This window comes from Macrococcus psychrotolerans (genome assembly GCF_038095555.1).
GTDB lineage: Bacteria > Bacillota > Bacilli > Staphylococcales > Staphylococcaceae > Macrococcoides > Macrococcoides psychrotolerans.
On sequence record NZ_CP124591.1, the window covers coordinates 1478302 to 1497846 of the forward strand.

The 19545-nt window shown below is 36.4% G+C and carries 24 protein-coding genes and 2 pseudogenes; 7 read left to right on the top strand and 19 right to left on the bottom strand.

Translation table 11 applies throughout. The annotated features are described in order from the left end of the window. Position 1: 1 nt before the first annotated feature. Entirely contained in the window at positions 2–823 is an 822-nt protein-coding gene (locus QA539_RS07520; protein ID WP_219492773.1) for an alpha/beta fold hydrolase, read from the bottom strand. A gap of 85 nt (positions 824–908) precedes the next feature. On the opposite strand from QA539_RS07520, the gene QA539_RS07525 reads away from it, so the two are divergent. Then, positions 909–1424, top strand: a complete 516-nt coding sequence (locus tag QA539_RS07525) for a gamma carbonic anhydrase family protein (protein ID WP_219492775.1) — start codon at positions 909–911, stop codon at positions 1422–1424. Between the two features lie 35 nt (positions 1425–1459). On the opposite strand, the gene QA539_RS07530 is transcribed toward QA539_RS07525, so the two are convergent. The 6 genes from QA539_RS07530 to QA539_RS07555 all read right to left on the bottom strand — a co-directional run bounded on the left by QA539_RS07530 (position 1460) and on the right by QA539_RS07555 (position 6121). Then, the gene (locus tag QA539_RS07530; RefSeq protein ID WP_219492778.1) at positions 1460–1795 is read right to left on the bottom strand and encodes a hypothetical protein; all 336 of its coding nucleotides are present in this window, start codon (positions 1793–1795) and stop codon (positions 1460–1462) included. A 113-nt stretch (positions 1796–1908) separates the two neighbouring features. Further along, complete coding sequence (locus QA539_RS07535; protein ID WP_219492781.1) at positions 1909–2577, bottom strand: NAD(P)H-dependent oxidoreductase; 669 nt, start codon at positions 2575–2577, stop codon at positions 1909–1911. Positions 2578–2701: 124 nt separating this feature from the next. Next, positions 2702–3202 (bottom strand): GNAT family N-acetyltransferase, encoded by a 501-nt coding sequence (locus QA539_RS07540; RefSeq protein WP_219492784.1) that lies wholly within the window; start codon positions 3200–3202, stop codon positions 2702–2704. A gap of 12 nt (positions 3203–3214) precedes the next feature. Next, positions 3215–3877 (bottom strand): YjjG family noncanonical pyrimidine nucleotidase, encoded by a 663-nt coding sequence (locus QA539_RS07545; RefSeq protein ID WP_219492786.1) that lies wholly within the window; start codon positions 3875–3877, stop codon positions 3215–3217. An 841-nt stretch (positions 3878–4718) separates the two neighbouring features. Continuing rightward, a complete protein-coding gene (locus tag QA539_RS07550; RefSeq protein ID WP_419895600.1) occupies positions 4719–5663 on the bottom strand; it encodes an IS3 family transposase in 945 nt (314 codons plus the stop codon). Then, positions 5594–6121 (bottom strand): helix-turn-helix domain-containing protein, encoded by a 528-nt coding sequence (locus QA539_RS07555; RefSeq protein WP_219493044.1) that lies wholly within the window; start codon positions 6119–6121, stop codon positions 5594–5596. The genes QA539_RS07550 and QA539_RS07555 overlap by 70 nt, the downstream gene beginning before the upstream one ends. Before the next feature lie 38 nt (positions 6122–6159). Here QA539_RS07555 and QA539_RS07560 point away from each other — a divergent pair. The 3 genes and pseudogenes from QA539_RS07560 to QA539_RS07565 form a co-directional block, all read left to right on the top strand. After that, positions 6160–6234 (top strand): annotated as a pseudogene (locus tag QA539_RS07560) (IS6 family transposase); the annotation flags it as partial. A 139-nt stretch (positions 6235–6373) separates the two neighbouring features. After that, positions 6374–6652 (top strand): PTS glucose/sucrose transporter subunit IIB, encoded by a 279-nt coding sequence (locus tag QA539_RS10955; protein ID WP_232751434.1) that lies wholly within the window; start codon positions 6374–6376, stop codon positions 6650–6652. 80 nt (positions 6653–6732) lie between these two features. Then, on the top strand, positions 6733–6867 hold the full coding sequence (locus QA539_RS07565) for a PTS glucose transporter subunit IIA (RefSeq protein ID WP_086039229.1): 135 nt from the start codon (positions 6733–6735) through the stop codon (positions 6865–6867). Positions 6868–7068: 201 nt separating this feature from the next. Here QA539_RS07565 and QA539_RS07570 read toward each other — a convergent pair whose 3' ends face one another. Both QA539_RS07570 and QA539_RS07575 read right to left on the bottom strand, forming a co-directional pair. Beyond that, on the bottom strand, positions 7069–7629 hold the full coding sequence (locus QA539_RS07570; RefSeq protein ID WP_242446702.1) for a recombinase family protein: 561 nt from the start codon (positions 7627–7629) through the stop codon (positions 7069–7071). Positions 7630–7873: 244 nt separating this feature from the next. Then, positions 7874–9799, bottom strand: a complete 1926-nt coding sequence (locus tag QA539_RS07575; RefSeq protein ID WP_162485230.1) for a heavy metal translocating P-type ATPase — start codon at positions 9797–9799, stop codon at positions 7874–7876. Between the two features lie 367 nt (positions 9800–10166). Here QA539_RS07575 and QA539_RS07580 point away from each other — a divergent pair, with 367 nt between their 5' ends. Next, positions 10167–10481, top strand: a complete 315-nt coding sequence (locus QA539_RS07580) for an ArsR/SmtB family transcription factor (RefSeq protein ID WP_048728532.1) — start codon at positions 10167–10169, stop codon at positions 10479–10481. A gap of 73 nt (positions 10482–10554) precedes the next feature. Here the strand turns inward: QA539_RS07580 and QA539_RS07585 are convergent. The 5 genes and pseudogenes from QA539_RS07585 to QA539_RS07605 form a co-directional block, all read right to left on the bottom strand. Beyond that, a pseudogene (locus tag QA539_RS07585) lies at positions 10555–10641 on the bottom strand (IS6 family transposase); the annotation flags it as partial. Between the two features lie 12 nt (positions 10642–10653). After that, positions 10654–11598, bottom strand: coding sequence for an IS3 family transposase (locus QA539_RS07590; RefSeq protein ID WP_118003443.1), 945 nt, complete (start codon positions 11596–11598; stop codon positions 10654–10656). Next, positions 11529–12056, bottom strand: a complete 528-nt coding sequence (locus QA539_RS07595; protein WP_086039228.1) for a helix-turn-helix domain-containing protein — start codon at positions 12054–12056, stop codon at positions 11529–11531. The genes QA539_RS07590 and QA539_RS07595 overlap by 70 nt, the downstream gene beginning before the upstream one ends. A 59-nt stretch (positions 12057–12115) precedes the next feature. Next, positions 12116–12847 carry a nicotinamide riboside transporter PnuC gene (pnuC, locus tag QA539_RS07600; RefSeq protein WP_120785820.1) on the bottom strand — a complete coding sequence of 244 codons (732 nt, stop codon included), beginning with the start codon at positions 12845–12847 and terminating at the stop codon, positions 12116–12118. Positions 12848–12858: 11 nt separating this feature from the next. Further along, a complete protein-coding gene (locus QA539_RS07605; protein ID WP_283721998.1) occupies positions 12859–13953 on the bottom strand; it encodes an AAA family ATPase in 1095 nt (364 codons plus the stop codon). A gap of 160 nt (positions 13954–14113) precedes the next feature. Between QA539_RS07605 and QA539_RS07610 the strand changes: the two genes are divergently transcribed. Further along, entirely contained in the window at positions 14114–14245 is a 132-nt protein-coding gene (locus QA539_RS07610) for a hypothetical protein (RefSeq protein ID WP_256447888.1), read from the top strand. Between the two features lie 3 nt (positions 14246–14248). On the opposite strand, the gene thiT is transcribed toward QA539_RS07610, so the two are convergent. Further along, entirely contained in the window at positions 14249–14806 is a 558-nt protein-coding gene (thiT, locus tag QA539_RS07615; RefSeq protein WP_219492792.1) for an energy-coupled thiamine transporter ThiT, read from the bottom strand. 272 nt (positions 14807–15078) lie between these two features. Here thiT and QA539_RS07620 point away from each other — a divergent pair, with 272 nt between their 5' ends. Beyond that, a complete protein-coding gene (locus tag QA539_RS07620; RefSeq protein WP_219492795.1) occupies positions 15079–16071 on the top strand; it encodes a proline dehydrogenase family protein in 993 nt (330 codons plus the stop codon). Positions 16072–16107: 36 nt separating this feature from the next. Here QA539_RS07620 and ribE read toward each other — a convergent pair whose 3' ends face one another. The 4 genes from ribE to ribD are packed head-to-tail and all read right to left on the bottom strand — an operon-like array spanning position 16108 to position 19412. Continuing rightward, complete coding sequence (gene ribE / locus QA539_RS07625) at positions 16108–16572, bottom strand: 6,7-dimethyl-8-ribityllumazine synthase (protein ID WP_099483721.1); 465 nt, start codon at positions 16570–16572, stop codon at positions 16108–16110. After that, complete coding sequence (gene ribB, locus QA539_RS07630; RefSeq protein ID WP_219492798.1) at positions 16569–17759, bottom strand: 3,4-dihydroxy-2-butanone-4-phosphate synthase; 1191 nt, start codon at positions 17757–17759, stop codon at positions 16569–16571. The genes ribE and ribB overlap by 4 nt, the downstream gene beginning before the upstream one ends. Next, positions 17759–18382, bottom strand: a complete 624-nt coding sequence (locus tag QA539_RS07635; RefSeq protein WP_219492801.1) for a riboflavin synthase — start codon at positions 18380–18382, stop codon at positions 17759–17761. The genes ribB and QA539_RS07635 overlap by 1 nt, the downstream gene beginning before the upstream one ends. A gap of 4 nt (positions 18383–18386) precedes the next feature. Further along, positions 18387–19412 carry a bifunctional diaminohydroxyphosphoribosylaminopyrimidine deaminase/5-amino-6-(5-phosphoribosylamino)uracil reductase RibD gene (gene ribD / locus QA539_RS07640; protein WP_219492804.1) on the bottom strand — a complete coding sequence of 342 codons (1026 nt, stop codon included), beginning with the start codon at positions 19410–19412 and terminating at the stop codon, positions 18387–18389. Between the last annotated feature and the right edge of the window lie 133 nt (positions 19413–19545).

Consider the following 19545-nt stretch of genomic DNA (forward strand, 5'->3'; position numbering starts at 1 on the left):
CTTACTGTATACCCGAATCTTCTGTAATCAATCCTACATAATTCATCCTGTTATTCATAAATGATTCGACATAGTATAAGACGTTATCACGTTCTGGTTCGTTATGCAGTTCATGGTATAGCGTACGCCAGTTTTTAATGTAGATTTCTGATGTCTTAACCTCTTTAGTAAACAATTTAATTTGATCAACATCTGCAACCCTATCTGCATCACTGAACATAATCATCAACGGTACATCCCCGATCTTATGAATATGTTCCATTGTTGCTTTCATAGATTCGATAATCGATTTATATAGATTAAAGCTTACTTTCTGTACCATTAATGTATCTTTTTTCAGTTCATCAATATTCGCCTGTACACGCGTCAAGTCCTCAAGCGGGATATTCATATCGAACTTTGCTTCCTTCGAAATTGAACTCAGACCAGATACCAGGAAATTCTTACGTGTCGTCACTGTATTTTGAAAGCCAAATAATGGAGATAATAATACTACGCCTTCTAATTTTAAATCAACGTTCTCCAGAAGATTTGTTACGATGAGTCCGCCTAAACCCACACCTATCAAGAACACCGGCATATGATATTCTTCTGCGACCTCTATCCATTCCAATACTTTTTCACCATAAACATCGAACGATTCGATATGCCCACGGTTCACACGCGATGTCTGTCCCTGGCCAGGAAGGTCTCCCATAATCACATGATACCCATCTCTACGCAACCTCGTTATAAACCATGCGTAACGTCCATGATGTTCAAGTAAATTATGTACGATGACGACAACCCCTTTTGGTGTTCCCTCTGTTTCCCACTTCCACATAATGATGCTCCTTTATATTTCATACTACTTGTTATTAATGATAAAATTATTATACCAAATAATTTTATTTCATGGAGGGAAATGTATGTTATATGAATATGATGGTAAGCTTCCTCAACTCGATGACTCAGCGTTTGTAGCTCCAAATGCTGTAGTTACAGGAGATGTTACAGTCGGGCGTGACGCTACAATATGGTATGGCACAGTAATTCGAGGAGATGTAGCACCTGTATCTATCGGTAACGGAACAAATGTACAGGATTTATGTTGTTTACACCAGTCAGGTGGAAAACCACTTATTATCGAAGACAACGTAACAATCGGTCACCGCGTCACTCTTCATTCACCAATTATTCGTAAAAATGCATTGATCGGGATGGACTCTACCATTCTTGATGGGGCTGAAATTGGCGAAAACGCATTTATTGGTGCTGGTTCTCTTGTTCCGCCCGGGAAGAAGATTCCACCGAATACATTAGCATTCGGACGCCCGGCTAAAGTCATTCGAGAGCTGACAGAAGAAGATAAAGCGGAAATGGCCGCGAATATTGAACGTTATATCTCCAAAGGAAAACAGTACAAAAAGATGCATGAACAATAAAAATGGGCGAGAGAAATATCTCTCACCCATTTTTATTATGCGATTCCGAACCTTTTATGCATAAACGGTAAGCCCGCAATAATAAAGCTTAATAGAAATTCATAGAACATCGAGAAGAAGTTCATAAAGAAGAATGTTACATTATGATATAAAATCGAACCGATACCTTCAGCACCATACAAGTAATTCACATCGATTGCATTGTCGATAATGTTCAGCACAATAATAACAAGCGCCATCGTCCATGCTTTCTTTGTAATTATTGCAGCAATTAAAGCGATAATCGTGATGACAATCGGCTCAAACACGAACAATTGAAAAAATGGGTCAAGTGTACCACCGAAAATATAAAACGCCATATCTCTAAACATATAGACACCTCTTCATTAATAAATCTAAGACATCTATATCTTAACATCAATATACGCAGTGCGATGTTAAGATTTCTTAAAGATTGACGTATTTATTTACATTAAATTAACAATTAAAAACGACTAACTACATCATCGTATGGACGACGTGCTTTCGGACGTTTTGGACCTTGTGCACGATAACCGAAAGCCACCATAACTGAGATCCCCTCTTCTTCAGGGTTCATCACGCCATGTTTAGCTAATATATCGTTAACCGCTTCATAGTTAAATCCTTCAATCGGACATGAATCGATACCGATTTCTGCTGCTGCTGTCATCATATTACCTAATGCGATATATGTCTGTTTACCTGCCCAGTCAAATAATGTACGTTCATCATTTGCAACATCAATATCTGTCGTCTGGAAACTTTCGTAAATGCGGATCATCTTCTGTAGGATCTCATCATTGTTTACACGTGGCCCGAAATGATTTTTAAACAGTTCTGAATCATATCGTGCATTACGTTTCGCCAAAATTAAAACAAAGTGACTTGCAGTATCTAACTGACCTTTCGCTGCGCCCCAGCCCACCTGTTTAATCTCTTCTTTCACCGCTTCATTTTCTAGAATTACGAAGCGCCACGGCTCTAATCCGATAGAAGATGGACTTAATCGACCCACTTCTAAGATAAATTTCATATCACTTTCGTCAACAGGTTTATCCTTATCGAATACTTTCGTAGCGAAGCGAAAGTTATGCGCTTCTAAAATCTGTGCTTTTAATTGTTCTTTATTCATATTATCCCTTCTTTCAATTAGATAATAGGGAATATAGTGCTTGATGTAAAGCAGAATGAACTCGAGGATGAAGTTTAAGTTTGTATGAGTGACCGCTATGTGGACATTCACAAACTACAGTAATTTAAAGATATAGATTCATCAATACAGCATCTTTATATTCATCATTCACTTTAGAATAATTCTTAAAATAACCGATTTCTTTAAAACCGAACTTCTGATACAAGTTTATCGCTGATTCATTGGCATGATAAACTTCAAGTGTAATAACTTCGATTGACCTTTCTTTTGCAAAATCAATCAATGACTGCATTATTCGACTTCCAACGCCTTGTCCCCAGTAATCTTTACGCACCGATATTGCAAGTCGTGCTTGATGTTCTATTCTCATACGACCATTTCCCATTATATTTCCAATACCTACAACGTTATCCTCATCCATTGCAACAAGCATAATATCCTTCTCTTTCGCTGCAATATTCGCTATAATCGTACGTTCTGTTTCAACCGAGAAACCTAGTCCTTCACTGCCGAACAATAGATTATCTGTTTCCCCGCCAACAATCTTGCAATACTCAAGAATCCCTTCAGCATCATTAATATTGACACTTCTAATCTCAAACATCGCTATCTCCCCTTATAAGATACTCTTAATTTCTTCTAATTCTTCAATGCGATACGTGGCATCTACTTGTTTTACGCCATAGTAGCAGCTATCTATCCCGAATTGATGTGCCCCGATGATATCTGACGTATATGTATCTCCAATCATCAGAACTTCCGATAAATCTCTGACTTCAAGTGTTTCGATACAATGTTTAAAGAAATTGTGATGAGGCTTTTCATAGCCAATCTCCTCAGATATAAAGTGATGCGTGAAATATTCCAGAATACCAGCATCTTTCATGCGCTTCATCTGGGTATAGAACACCCCATTAGTTGCAGTACAAAGGATGTAGCCCTTACGCTTCAAATAATCCAGAAACTGCAATGCGCCATCCACAAGATCATGGCTGTTATTAATATGCTCTCTAAAAATCTGTTCCTTCACTGCACCGTCCACATCAATACCAAGCGTCTTAAAGAAAACTTTAAAGCGATGTGTCAGTACATGACGCTTATCAACTCTACCCGCTTCAAGCTCACGCCAAAGCCCGACATTAATATCATGATAACGTGCGTATAATTCATCAGAAAAAGTCACACCTTCCGACTCAAACACACGCCTAATCGCAGTTTCTTCACCTTTTTTGAAATCGAGGATCGTATTATCTAAATCACATAAAATATATTTGTACATTGTAAACTCCTGATTGACTTTATTGTGAGATAACGTTCATAATCTCTTGAAATTTTACTTTTAATGATTTACCTTTTGAAAATAAAATATTAAGAATTTCCAACTGTTTTGGATTATTAATGATCTGCATTCTTTTTCTCCTTGTCGAATATTATCTTGAAATATAAAATTGCGATCGTTCCAATAAAGATGTTCAAAATAGTAAACGTAATTGTTGATATTGTAACATATTCGTATACCTTATTTCTCTTCACGGTCCGGCGAACTTTCTTAAGGTTCGTAATAACTTATATGATATTCCTGTCATCTTGGCTCATGTTTATTTTTTATGAGCCAACTTGAAGTGCTTCCTGCTCCTCCCACTGCCATCTTGGCCCATGTTTATTTTTTATGAGCCAACTTGAAGTGCTTCCTGCTCCTCCCACTGCCATCTTGGCTCATGTTTATTTTTTATGAGCCAACTTGAAGTGCTTCCTGCTCCTCCCACTGCCATCTTGGCTCATGTTTATTTTTTATGAGCCAACTTGAAGTGCTTCCTGCTCCTCCCACTGCCATCTTGGCTCATGTTTATTTTTTATGAGCCAACTTGAAGTGCTTCCTGCTCCTCATACTGCCATCTTGGCTCATGTTTATTTTTTACGAGCCATCTTGAAGTGCATCCTACTCCTCATACTGCCATCTTGGCTCATGTTTATTTTTTATGAGCCAACTTGAAGTGCTTCCTGCTCCTCCCACTGCCATCTTGGCTCATGTTTATTTTTTATGAGCCAACTCACTCAAATTCCCAGCAAAATAAAAAAACCGGCATCTGTGTAGTGAACCCAAAAAGTTGAACTTTTTATTAAGCTACTTTCATTAAAGCAAGATTTCTGTATTCTACAGGAGTCTTGCTTTTTAATTTTCTCTTCTTTCTGACTAAATTATAATACTCCATATAGTCAATAATCTCCTCTTCTAGTTCATCATAAGAATCAAATGTTTCTCCATAAAACATTTCTTGTTTTAAAATACCAAAGAAATTCTCCATCGGAGAATTATCAAGACAATTACCTTTTCTAGACATGCTTTGAATAATTCTATTCTTTTTCAAAGATTGTACCCAAGATTTATGCTGATATTGCCACCCTTGATCGGAATGGATTGTAGTTCTATAGGGAAGGTCTCGAATTACATTAATTGCTTTTAACAATGATTCCATAACGAATTCCAATGTTGGACGCTTACTAATTGAATAAGAAATAATCTCTTTCGAACATACATCAAAAATTGTTGACAGATATAGCTTAGTTCCATTTTTAATGTTGAATTGTGTTACATCAGTAAGTAATTTTTGATATGGGCGATTAGTTACGAATCTGCGATTCAATTTATTCTTAGCTGTTTTGCCAACTTTCCCTTTGTACGACTTATATGTTCTATTTCTATGCTTAAACTTTGTACAAAGTAAATTATTTTCTCTCATTATTCTAAGAACTTTTTTATGGTTAACTACAAAACCTAACTCTCTTAGTTCGTCGGTTACTGTACGATAACCTATCCTATTTTTATGTTTGTTAATGATTTCTTTAATCAAAGTAATTAAATAATTGTCTTTATGTTTAGTGACACTAAGTCGTAATTTCCAATAATGGTATACACTTTTCGCTATCATAGCTACTGATAATATTTCTTTTAACTTATAGTTAGATTCATTCCTTAACTCAATAATAGCAGCTACTATTTCTTTGTTTGATTTTTTCGAGCTAAGGATTGTAACTTTTTTTCGAGAGCAATTGCGATTTCTAATCTCCTGTTTTCCTCACGTAAGCGTATTAATTCTTGTCGTTCACTTTCGTTTAAACTAGTGTTATCAACCTTTTTATTTTTCATAGTTTTAGACGCACGACCCTTCGGTTTTGATTCTAAACCTAGGATACCATATTGATTGTATTTCATCTGCCACTGAGCTATTAAAGTAGGATTAGTAATATCAAAGATTCTAGCAGTTTCTTTATATGAAAGTTGATTAGTAATTCTATACTGAATGATTCTTAATTTTTCATCTGTTGAATATTTCTTTCTGGTCATACTGGATATAAGACCGTCAATACCGAAGGTATCAAATTGGTAAGTCCATGTTTTTAGTTGTGAAAGATCGATATCATATTTGTTACTTAATGAATCATAACCAATATTTCCTTCTTTATATTCTTTGATTAGTTTTAATTTAAAATCAAGATCATGCTTTTTATTTAAAATAAACACCCCTAAAGTTGAATTTTAAGGTTCAACTTTAGGGGTGCACTTCAAAAGAAGGCACTCTCTTCGGGTTTTCGGTCTGTACTGAAATCAAGGTATTATTGGGAATCCCAGCTTAAATCATAGATACCGTAAGGGATTTTATTCTTTATTTAAAACTTTGCAACAGAACCTTTTTGTTTATATTATTTTATTTTTAAATTTGCTATTATTAAATGGAATTTAAAAACTCCAGGTAGAGAAGTAGAGGATGTTGTTATTTCTGGTACTGTTGAAAATACTACAGATTCTAAAGAGCTTTTAGAAGCGATCATTGTTGCTGTCGGTGGTAAAGATAATATTGAAAAAGTAGATGCTTGTTTTACACGTTTGAGAATAACTTTAAAAGAGCCAAGTAAAATTGAATCAAGTACTCATTTCACGGAAAAACTAGGGGCAAATGGTGTTGTTAATGTTCCATCTGGTATTCAAATTATTTATGGTAATAAAGCAGCAGTCTATAAGACAGAAATGAGAGAATTACTAGAAATGGAGTAATTGTTTCTTTGAAGGGAAGATAAAGTGTGAATTTATTTTAAAAATTTAAAAAGAAGACGAACCAATTAACCCTACATAGCATAAATACAGGGGTATTTGTTCCAATTACAGAGGTGAAAGATGATGTGTTTTCTCAGAAAATGTTAGGGGATGGTTTTGCTATTAGACCTAATATAAAAGAGGTATATTCACCGATTAGTGGTAGAAGCATTTAGAGGGTCAGGATACCCTGATATGCCAGAGTTAGAACTGGCTCCTCATTTAGATTGGTATAAAGATGTAGATATACGTAAAGAATACAATTGAGTTATATAATATCTGTAGAATCGAATAAACTAAAACGCATTTTAAGACTGTTTCGTGGAGAGTCATCCACTCGGAGATTCGAAACTGCCTTAAAATGCTTTTTTTTTTTACTATTTTAAATATCGATAGAGTGTAGCTTTACTAATACCAGTCATTTCCGTAATTTCTTTTACACTATATTCCTGACTGTCATATAGTTTCACTGCTCTTTCAATATCTCGTTGATTAACGCGTGGGCGACCACCTTTTCTACCTCTAGCCCGCGCGCTTTTTAAACCTTCTTTCGTACGCTCTACAATCAAATCACGCTCAAACTGACTGAATGCTTGGAAAACGGTCATCATTAAGCGTCCTTGGGGTGTACTAGTATCGAAGTTTTCTTTCAGACTTACAAGCTTCACTTTATGCTCTTCAAAGTAAGTAACGAGATCAATTAAATCTTTAGTACTACGACCTAGACGCGAGAAACTTTCCACTATAACTGTGTCTCCAGGGCGTATCTTATCTTTTAGTCGGTTCAGCTGAGGCCGATCGGATTTTGTTCCAGTCATTTTTTCAGTAAGGATCTCATTGCAATTTTGTTCATTGAGTAAATCTAGTTGTCGGTTTAACTCTTGTGATCGTGTACTCACTCTAGCATAGCCATATATATATCCATTCATAAAACTCATCCTTTTTTTGATTTTATTGTATCATAAATGGTGGTTAAAGATTCATACATAAAGAAAAAAGTTTTGATACTGAAAAGGACTACTTTTTTAGTAAAAAAACAGTCCTTAAAAATCGTATCATAATCGATTATTTTTGAGACAAAGTAATTTATAAAAAATATGCCTCTAACGTTTTTAGAACGTTAAAGGCATATTAACTTCAGACAGTTATTACTATACCCTAGCTTTATGGGTTTTGATAGAATTAATTAGATTTTAATAAACGAAGTCCATTCAGAATAACGACCAACGTACTTCCTTCATGAAGGAAGACACTAATTGCAATATCCGTCAAACCTAAGAAACTAGCAATAATTAAAAAGACAACAACGGCCATTGAGAAAAAAATATTTTGCCAAATGACACGATTCATTTTGGTTGCAATATTATGAGATTGTACCAATTTGGATAAATTATTCTGCATTAAAACCAAATCAGACACTTCTACTGCTACATCTGTTCCTTCCCCCATGGCAATACCTACATCTGCATTAACAAGGGCAGGGGCATCATTTACACCATCACCCACCATTGCTGTTACGCCGTATTTCTCTTTTTGCTCGTCAATAATTCGAGATTTATCTTCTGGCATGACATTCGCGATTACTTCATCTATTCCTAATTGTTCTGCAACTGCTTTTCCTGTCATTTCTGAGTCACCAGTAATTAAAGTGGTGTGTATGCCGTGTTCTTTAAAGTAATTAATAGTTTCTTTTGCATGTTCACTTGGAATGTCCATGAGAGCTATAAGTCCAATGACATTCTCATCTTCTGCTACGTATACGACTGTCTTACCTTCTGATGCCCATTCCTTATTTAAACGAATATATTCATTTTCAACATTGTCAAACGAAGTTGGTTTTCCAATCCGATAATTTCTTCCGTTATAATCTCCCGTCAACCCTTTACCAATCTGATTTTCTACTTCAATGGTAAGCTTATTTTTTTGTTCAAACTTTCTTAGAATGGCATCTGCTAAAGGGTGATTGGATTCTTTTTCAAGAGCTACTACGATATCAATAATATTTTCTTCATTCACAGAATCGGCAAAATAATAATTGGTTACTTCTGGTTTTCCTTTGGTCAAAGTTCCCGTCTTATCAAACGCAATTGCTTGAGTATCAGCTAATTGAGACAGATAAGAACTACCTTTTGAAAGGACACCTTTTTTGGCCAGGTTAGAGGTTGTTGATAAGGTTACCGATACGGTAGCTGCTGCTAAAGCACAGGGTGAAGCTGCAACTAAAAGAACCAATCCCCTATAAATACTTTGTGACCATGTCCAATCAAGTAGAACAGGAGCCAATAACACGAACAGGGGAATGGCAATTAAAACAACTGTGACGTATTTCGGTTCGAATTTTTGGATAATACTCGCAGCTTTTGTTTGATTATCTTGGTTCTGGTTCACTAATTGTAAAATTTTTGAAAATACTGTATCTTCGTTTTCTTTGGTGACTTCCATTGTAAACGTGCCTGTCCCATTAATCGTACTCCCAAAAACGGTATCTCCTTTTGTTTTTTCATTGGGTATACTTTCACCATTAATAGACGATTCATCAATGGAAGTAGAGCCAGATAAAATGACTCCATCAATGGGTACTTGGTCACCGTTTAGTACTTGAAGTTGGTCCCCAACTGTTAATTCACTGACGTCAACAATCTTTGTATTCCCATCAGGCAAAATTAACCGAGCAGTTGTTGGGTTCATTTCGAGTAATTTCGTTATTTCTCGTCTACTTCTTCCTTCAGCGTAATCTTCCAGGAAATGTGCGCCTGAAAAAATGAGAATCAACAACGTTCCTTCCCAAAAATTCCCTATCGCTGAAGCTCCTATAGCCGCTAATCCCATTAAAATATGAGAATTAGGCGTAAACTTATTATTTGCTTTTGTATTCTCAATTGTCTCTCCAAGACCTTCCAGAACAATGACATGATAGCCCGCACTAATTGTGGCGAGTGAGAACATGATGTTTTTAATTAATTGATATTCTCCACTTAAGAACAATGCAACAATTGCCAATGCCAAACCAATAAAGTATAGAATAATAGGCATCTTCCCGTGATTGTGATCATGGTCGTGGTTATGTTTCTCTTTTTCCTGTGAATGTTGCTCTTTGGTAGTTTCCATTTCTATCACCTTTCTATTAAATTTCTTTGATTTTTGTTGACTTTTTTGTGCCTTGCAAATTCTGAGCTCGTTTGTTTGCTTAAGTAAGGCAAGGATTCATATGGTTTGGGCTTATCCAGTCTCCATCTCCTTTCATTTGTAAATCGGAATGATTATGATAAAGATATGAAGTTACATTCATATGTTTACAAAATCATATTAACTCACTGTATGAGTTTTGTCAAGACAAGATGCTTCTTATTCAAATGGACTACTATTGCTGATACAAAAGTCTTAATTTTGTCTATAAACAAAAAACTAGCATCGTTTTACTCATGTGGTATTATATATATATGAATGGAAAATCATGTGAGAGGAATAAGATCATATGGATACATCAACAACTTCGCCAATCAATAAAGAGAAGATCCAATCAATAAGCAAAGTATTCAAAGTGATTAGTGACCCTACACGCTTGTCAATTCTCTTTCTTTTACAGAAAGAAGAGCTCAGTGTTGGAAACATTGTGCTTGCATTGGATATGGAACAGTCCGCGATTTCACACCAACTAAAAATATTGAAAGATTCACGTTTAGTGAAGGCAAGAAGAGAAGGGAAAAGCATGGTTTACAGTCTTGATGATCTTCATGTTTTCAGTATTCTCGAACAAGTCTTAACTCATATCAATGAACAAGAACAATAAAAGCTAATAAGGTATAAAAGGTTCTGTTGCAAAGTTTTAAATAAAGAATAAAATCCCTTACGGTATCTATGATTTAAGCTGGGATTCCCAATAATACCTTGATTTCAGTACAGACCGAAAACCCGAAGAGAGTGCCTTCTTTTGTAGTGAACCCAAAAAGTTGAACTTTTTATTAAGCTACTTTCATTAAAGCAAGATTTCTGTATTCTACAGGAGTCTTGCTTTTTAATTTTCTCTTCTTTCTGACTAAATTATAATACTCCATATAGTCAATAATCTCCTCTTCTAGTTCATCATAAGAATCAAATGTTTCTCCATAAAACATTTCTTGTTTTAAAATACCAAAGAAATTCTCCATCGGAGAATTATCAAGACAATTACCTTTTCTAGACATGCTTTGAATAATTCTATTCTTTTTCAAAGATTGTACCCAAGATTTATGCTGATATTGCCACCCTTGATCGGAATGGATTGTAGTTCTATAGGGAAGGTCTGGAATTACATTAATTGCTTTTAACAATGATTCCATAACGAATTCCAATGTTGGACGCTTACTAATTGAATAAGAAATAATCTCTTTCGAACATACATCAAAAATTGTTGACAGATATAGCTTAGTTCCATTTTTAATGTTGAATTGTGTTACATCAGTAAGTAATTTTTGATATGGGCGATTAGTTACGAATCTGCGATTCAATTTATTCTTAGCTGTTTTGCCAACTTTCCCTTTGTACGACTTATATGTTCTATTTCTATGCTTAAACTTTGTACAAAGTAAATTATTTTCTCTCATTATTCTAAGAACTTTTTTATGGTTAACTACAAAACCTAACTCTCTTAGTTCGTCGGTTACTGTACGATAACCTATCCTATTTTTATGTTTGTTAATGATTTCTTTAATCAAAGTAATTAAATAATTGTCTTTATGTTTAGTGACACTAAGTCGTAATTTCCAATAATGGTATACACTTTTCGCTATCATAGCTACTGATAATATTTCTTTTAACTTATAGTTAGATTCATTCCTTAACTCAATAATAGCAGCTACTATTTCTTTGTTTGATTTTTTCGAGCTAAGGATTGTAACTTTTTTTCGAGAGCAATTGCGATTTCTAATCTCCTGTTTTCCTCACGTAAGCGTATTAATTCTTGTCGTTCACTTTCGTTTAAACTAGTGTTATCAACCTTTTTATTTTTCATAGTTTTAGACGCACGACCCTTCGGTTTTGATTCTAAACCTAGGATACCATATTGATTGTATTTCATCTGCCACTGAGCTATTAAAGTAGGATTAGTAATATCAAAGATTCTAGCAGTTTCTTTATATGAAAGTTGATTAGTAATTCTATACTGAATGATTCTTAATTTTTCATCTGTTGAATATTTCTTTCTGGTCATACTGGATATAAGACCGTCAATACCGAAGGTATCAAATTGGTAAGTCCATGTTTTTAGTTGTGAAGGATCGATATCATATTTGTTACTTAATGAATCATAACCAATATTTCCTTCTTTATATTCTTTGATTAGTTTTAATTTAAAATCAAGATCATGCTTTTTATTCAAAATAAACACCCCTAAAGTTGAATTTTAAGGTTCAACTTTAGGGGTGCACTTCACTGCCGGTTTCATTTTTAAGATACAACATGAATGTTCTGTAATTTTTTCCAGTTGTAATATCCATACACACTGTTAATTAATGAAGCAAGCCACATAACTGCCATAGTTACACTCGTTGCATCTACTTCACCATTTAACATCATTGCTCTAACCCATAATGAAATAGATACTACATTAACTGCCATCCAGAAGAACCATTGCTCTTTAAATCTTAATGTCATCAATGTTTGTCCAATAATGTTTAAACTTACATTCAGACTATCTAAATATGGCTGTTTTGCATGTATCATCGTTAACACTGTTGATATTGCTGCATACAATATTACTGTAAAAATTGCTGTTGATATCCATCCTTTAGAATCAAGTCCTTTAGTATCGACATCCATTACTTCCGGATCGTCGGTAATGTGATCTGAGTGTCTATTTTTAACCCAAGTTGCGAAACCTAAGAATTGAAACACAATAAAGACAACTTGTAATCCAACTTCTCCATATAGACCATGTTGGTAACTAATCCATCCATACAAAGAGACACTGATTAAACCATATACGAATGTTGATAATCTTCCTTTTGCGCTCATGATAAGACATAGTACCAATGTCACACTCGCTACTACATTCAGCCAGTCTGTCGTACCATCTACGATTCTGAAGTAAACCAGTATCGCTACTTGTACGAGCATGAATAAACCGAAGAACACTTTCTCATAAGTTGTGAAACCTCTAAAGTCCTTAACTAAAAACATATCCCATCTCCTTAGTTATCTTTGCCATCTGCAAGTATTGCGTCAACAAGACAGTGTGCTTCTTCGTACTTCTCCTGGAAACTGTCCCCTTTTAATACGACCATCTTATCTTCCAGACCATGATATTTAATTTCATCCAGAAACATTTGATGCATATCAAGGCGTGCCTTTTCGTCTGCCATCGACATATCTCTGAAACCGTCATCTACATAATTCGTTGTTGGTGGTAATACGATAATGAGCGCCCATGTCTGAAGTGAGATATAGTAATCAAATACGGGTGCAATCTTCTCATAATCTTCTTTAGGTGCATAGAGTTTCGTATAAAGCTTCGTCGTCATCACATCTGTATCTGCGAAGAATACTTTACGCGTTCCTGGAGAATGAATGTGTTTACGATTCAACTCAAACTGACCAATTCCAATTGTGTGTAAGTCCTTTATATCCAGTTCATCATCGCGGACTTGTCTTGTTGTCTGATACTCTCTTGAATATTCCAAAGAATATGAGGTTGAATAGCGTCTTGCTAAGTCTCTCACGAGCGTTGTCTTTCCTGTACTTGCCGTTCCGATTATCAATATATTTTTAACGAAGAATCTTCGGAAAGGGCGTGTTACAAAATCCCAGTTTAAAATCGGATTCTCACGTATCGACGTTCCGCTGATACCGGTAATTCTGCGATCTACCTTTGTAATTTGTATCTCACTTTCTAGAAACGCTTCCGTGAAATATGTATCCAGTGGTTCAATATACTCCTCTTCTCCCACATAAAACGTTACAGATTCCATCGGTAAATCCAGGCTTACTGCTTGTGACTGAATCTTATCTCGTAATAAATCAAGCCATGGTGCCCATCCAGCCGGATACCTTGGAATATTCGTTTCATCGAGTGTGACCACGGTTACATTTTCATCGTCCTTTAGCAGTTCACGCATTGCCTTCACACGATTCATCAAGCTCATTCCTACTTTATCTCCTCTGTCATCATCATAACCAGAAACGATGACAAGTGCATTTTTATTCTCACGTTTTGCGCGAATAATCTGTTCAAGATGTCCTACATGACATGGTGCAAATGTTCCGAAATATACCCCTAGATCTCTCATCCCAATACTCCTTTAATTTATTTCTACTTATTATAACAATTTCACTTTAGATTGTACTCAATAAAGAAGATTTACAATCCTATACAATAAATTAATCTTTCTTTTAACGGATATTTACAATATTTCGCTACAATTAAATTAATTTAAGAGGGGGCTCATGATGAAACTACTGAAAAAGGTTGTTATCGCATTTTTAACAATTATCTCATTACCATTCTTTATAGAAATAAGCTCTGAACCTGTCCAATCTGATTTTATCACGGAACATAAAAAAGCTCCGTCCGAAGACTAGAGCTTAATATTTGTTATAATTTGCCACACTAAATAATCTCGGGGCTACAGTGAACAGGATTACCAGAATAATAATACATGTGATACCGTTAATAAGTGCAATTTGTCCGTTATAGAGCAATGAATACAACCATGCCGGCTGCCCTTTTGGCGCATAAGCTCCAAAATATACCCATCCCGACAAGAAATGAATGAAGTAGCGCGCGAAAACTGCAAGTGCCGTAAAGATTACAATCTTCATTTTATTGACTGGCTGTCCAGCAAGTCCTGCGAGTCCAATCAATGTAAATGCGAACGCATAATCAAGAAAGCCCTGTAGGGGATGTACGATACTACCTGCTGCATCTCCAACTGCAATCTGCAGTAATCCCCATAAGAATCCTGCCGTCATCCCTGCTTTAACACCTCTTCTGAATGACAGTAATAACACGGGTACCATCGAGAAGCTCAAGCTTAACCCGAAGAATATCCCTTTAATCTGTGAATCAATAAAGTCCAGCACCATTGCAAATGCTGCCATCATGGCAATTTCTAGCAATATGACCGTTCTCTCTCTGTTCATAACCAATCTCCTTTCATTGCTTATGAACCAGAAGCCACATTCCTGCGCAAGCATTACCTTACAGGTTCAAGCGTATCATCTCAGCACAATAGGCACCGCTTGTGGTTCATAGCAATACTCATTTTACACGAGTTAATAATATTTTCAATAATTCACAATATTTATTAAAGGAATTTTTACACAAATTAATAAATAATCCACAAAATTCTTTTGACCTTTTAAAGCGTTTTCATTATTATTAAAATAATGAAAGACTACAAGGAGGATGTAAAATGGGTTTAACAAGAGATTTTTTCATCAAACTAAGTGAGAACGAAACATTGAATACAGCAGCTAAGAAATATGGTTTAGCATTAGGGGCACATAAAGTTGTTGCCGGAACAGATATTGAGACGACAATCGAATCTATCCGCGCATTAAACGCAAAAAATATCTCTGCTACGGTGGATAACTTAGGAGAATTCGTCTTCTCAAAAGAAGAAGCGACAGCTGCTAAGAATAATATTCTAGAAATGATCCAGGCGATTTATGACACAGGTGTTGATGCACATATGTCGATTAAGTTAACACAGATTGGATTGGATGTTGACCCTGAGTTCTGCTATGAAAACGTTCGTGAGATCTTAATGAAAGCTTATGAATGCGGCAATATGCATGTGAATATGGACACTGAAGATTACAGTCACACTGTACAGACATTCGAAATGTTAGATCGTTTAAAAGGTGAATTTAAAAATGTCGGTACTGTCATTCAGGCTTACCTTTTCCGTGCTTCTGAAGAAATTGATAAATATCAGGACGTACGTCTACGCCTTGTAAAAGGTGCATATAAAGAAGATGCATCAATAGCATACCAATCAAAAGAAGAGATCGATGCGAACTATATCAAGATCATCGAGCAACGTCTATTAAATGCGAAAGCAATGACTTCAATCGCAACACATGATCATAACATTATCGATCACGTGAAGAAATTTATTGCACAGCATAACTTAAACAAAGACTTAATCGAATTCCAGATGCTGTATGGTTTCCGCTCTGAGCTTCAAGTAGAGATAGCAAATTCAGGATATAATTTCTGTACATACGTACCTTACGGACAAGACTGGTACGGTTACTTCATGCGTCGCTTAGCTGAGCGTCCGCAAAACTTACAGCTTGTGTACAAATCCGTCGCAACACCTGAAGTGAAGAAGAATGCTGGTATTGCAGCAGGTGCTGCAGTTGGTATCATCGCATTATCGAAATTATTAAAAAGAAAATAAAATAGACCCCATGTGAAATATCACATGGGGTTCGTTTTATAATTCATCCATCATCTTATTCAAGTTTGCCATTTCAATCGCACTGATTGCAGCATCTCCACCTTTATTCCCTGCTTTTGTTCCTGCTCTTTCAATCGCCTGTTCAATACTTTCAGTTGTTACTACTCCGAAGATGACCGGTGTACCGTATTCTCCGGCTTTTGCAATACCTTTTGCCGCTTCATTACATACATAATCATAATGTGTCGTTGCCCCGCGTATAACACAACCTAACGTTATAACTGCATCGTACTTTTTCTTTTGTGCAAGCTTAGACGCTACAAAAGGAAGTTCAAAGGCACCTGGCACTAAAAATGTATCGATATCCTCTTTAACTACACCGTGTCGTTCTAAAGTATCGATTGCACCTTCAGTCAGGCGGTCTGTAATAAAATGATTAAAACGTGATGTAATGACTGCAATCTTTAAACCTTCACCTGTTAACTTTGCACTATAGTTCATATTAAATTCTCCTTTAGTAAATGTCCTAGTTTTTGTTTTTTTGTTTCTAGATAATCTTTATTTTCATCAACACTTTGAAATTGATGGGGAATACGTTCAATCACTTCAATGCCATAGCGTTTTAATCCATCAATTTTGCGTGGATTATTCGTCAGTAACTCCACTTTATGAACACCGAGATCACGTAACATTGATGCTGCAACTGCATAGTCGCGCAAGTCGCTCCCAAATCCTAGCGCGTGATTTGCTTCTACCGTATCCATGCCCGCTTCTATTTTTTCATATGCTTTCAATTTATTAATAAGTCCGATACCGCGGCCTTCCTGTCTTAAATAAAGTAGTATACCGCCGTGCTTATCAATATGCTGCATCGCTTCTTCAAGCTGCTTGCCGCAATCACAACGTTTACTATGGAAGACATCACCTGTTAAGCATTCTGAATGGATGCGTATATGAGGGATGCCTTTGTAAGGTTTCACATAAGCGACATGTTCTTTATCCGAGTAAATTTCTTTATAGCCATACATCTGAAATGTACCGAAATCTGTCGGCATACGTACTTTCGCTTCTCGTGTGACAAGTGGCTTCGTTGACTTAATATAGTCAATGATGGCATCGATTGTAATCATCTTCAGGTCATGATTTTCTTTGTAAATGACTAAGTCATCACGTCTTGCCATCGTCCCATCATCTTTAATAATTTCACAGATGACGCCCGTCTCGCTTGCACCAGAGAGCTTTGCCAGATCCACACAAGCTTCTGTATGACCTTTTCGTTTAAGTACGCCACCTTGCTGTGCAATGAGCGGGAAGATATGACCCGGCTGGTTAAATTGAGCTAACGTGACATTATTATCTGCCAGTGCTTTCACTGTCATAAAACGTTCCTTCGCACTGATACCTGTCGTCGTATCTTTATGATCGATACTGATTGTGAATGCCGTCTTATTCGGATCCTGGTTGTTCATGGTCATCGGTAGCAGTCCTAGTGTGTCGTTAAGTGCGTGAGAAATCGGCGCACAGACAAGACCTCTCGCATGTGTGATCATAAAGTTAATCGTCTCTTCAGACATAAAGTCTGTGATTGCAATCAAATCCCCTTCGTTTTCACGGTCTTCATCGTCAACTACGATTATAGGTTTACCAAGTTTCAAATCTTGCAGTGCTTCTTCAATGGAATCAAACATTACATCATCATCTCCAGTTTAGATAAAGTGAGTGTATCACTCGACTTCGTCTGATTTAGAATATATTTGCCAAGCATATCAAATTCGATATGCACTTTATCGCCAGTCTTAAGTGTATTAAGCATCGTGCTGCGTACCGTTTCAGGAATAATATTTAATGTGATTGAATTCGTCAGTTCAAAGATCGTGAGTGAAACGCCGTTCACTGCAATAGAACCTTTCGGAATGACGTTGTTCTTAAACTGTGGTGGTAGTTCCAGTTCGATAATATATGTCTTTTCATTATGCTGGATACGTTTTACTGAGACACTAGTGTCGATATGTCCACTGACGAAGTGGCCACCAAGACGCGTCGTCGGCAGTAATGCACGTTCAAGATTTACTTGAGTGCCGGCTTTCATCGTATGAAAAAGCGTAATCGCACTAGTTCCACGCACGATGTCTACGGTAAACGATTGCGCATTAAATGACGTTACCGTTAAACATACACCGTTCACGCTGATTGAATCACCGATATGTATATCGGATAATATTTCCTGACAGTTAATCATCATCACTGTCGTATCACTTTGCTGCTTTATCTGAGAAATTGTACCGACTTCTTCTACGATACCTGTAAACAAGAGATCACGCCTTTCTGTAAATAAGGAGTACGTCGTCGTCGAACTGATTTACAGAGACAAGATTAAAATGCGTCATATCACGCATTGAGGAAAGAGTATCAGTCGTTAAAAACTGATGTTTTGAAGTTCCACCTAACAGTTTCGGGGCAATGTAGTGGTGTATTTCGTTATAACACTTTGCTTCTATAAATGTGCGGATGGTCTGCATTCCGCCTTCAATTAATAAATTACGGATGCGCTCATTATAAAGCGCTTTTAATATATCTTCTGGACTTAAGCGCGGGACATGGATGACCGTAATACCATCGATATGCTGATCGATGGCTGAAACGATGATTAAACGCGACCTATCATAATCGTTATCGTCTTGTGTATTTAATACAAACGGACCATTTGTAACGATGACTTTTTTAATGCGTTTATCTTTGTAAAGTCTCGCATCAAGGGTCGGCGTATCCTTTTTATATGTATTGTACCCAACCATAATCGCATCCATCCCGTAGCGCACTTGATGCGCATGTGCACGAGATTTATCGTTCGTAATCCATTTGCTTATACTTTCATCATCGGCAGTTTTACCATCAATCGTTGTTGCCATCTTAATTGTGACATATGGTAGTGAAGATGTTTTACTCGTGAAAAATGGCGCGTAAAACGCAGCGATTGCGTCATCTTCTACCTTTTCAACTTCAATGCCTTTAGACTGCATATAGCTTACACCTGATGATAGAGTTACATCTGACGCTGCATAGACAACCTTGCTTATGCCAGCAGCGACGATCTTTTCAGTACAAGGTGGCGTCTTCCCATGATGACTGCACGGCTCAAGCGTGCAATAAAGTGTCGCACCTTGCGCATGAGTCCCTGCCATATGAATCGCATTCACTTCAGCATGTGCCTCACCTTCAGTCAGATGCGCACCGATGCCAACAATGCGATCATCTTTCACGATGACACAGCCGACTGTCGGATTCATACCTGTCTGTCCTTCTGTCCATTTCACTAATTCAAATGCTTTGTTAATATACATCTGTTCCTCCTATAAAAAAATCTCCCGAACAAAATATGCTCGGGAGATTGGAAATTTAGGTTCAACAAATAAGACCATAAAATGGATATCGTCGAGTTTTAAGTTATCAACAAATAAACCATCGATTAATGGT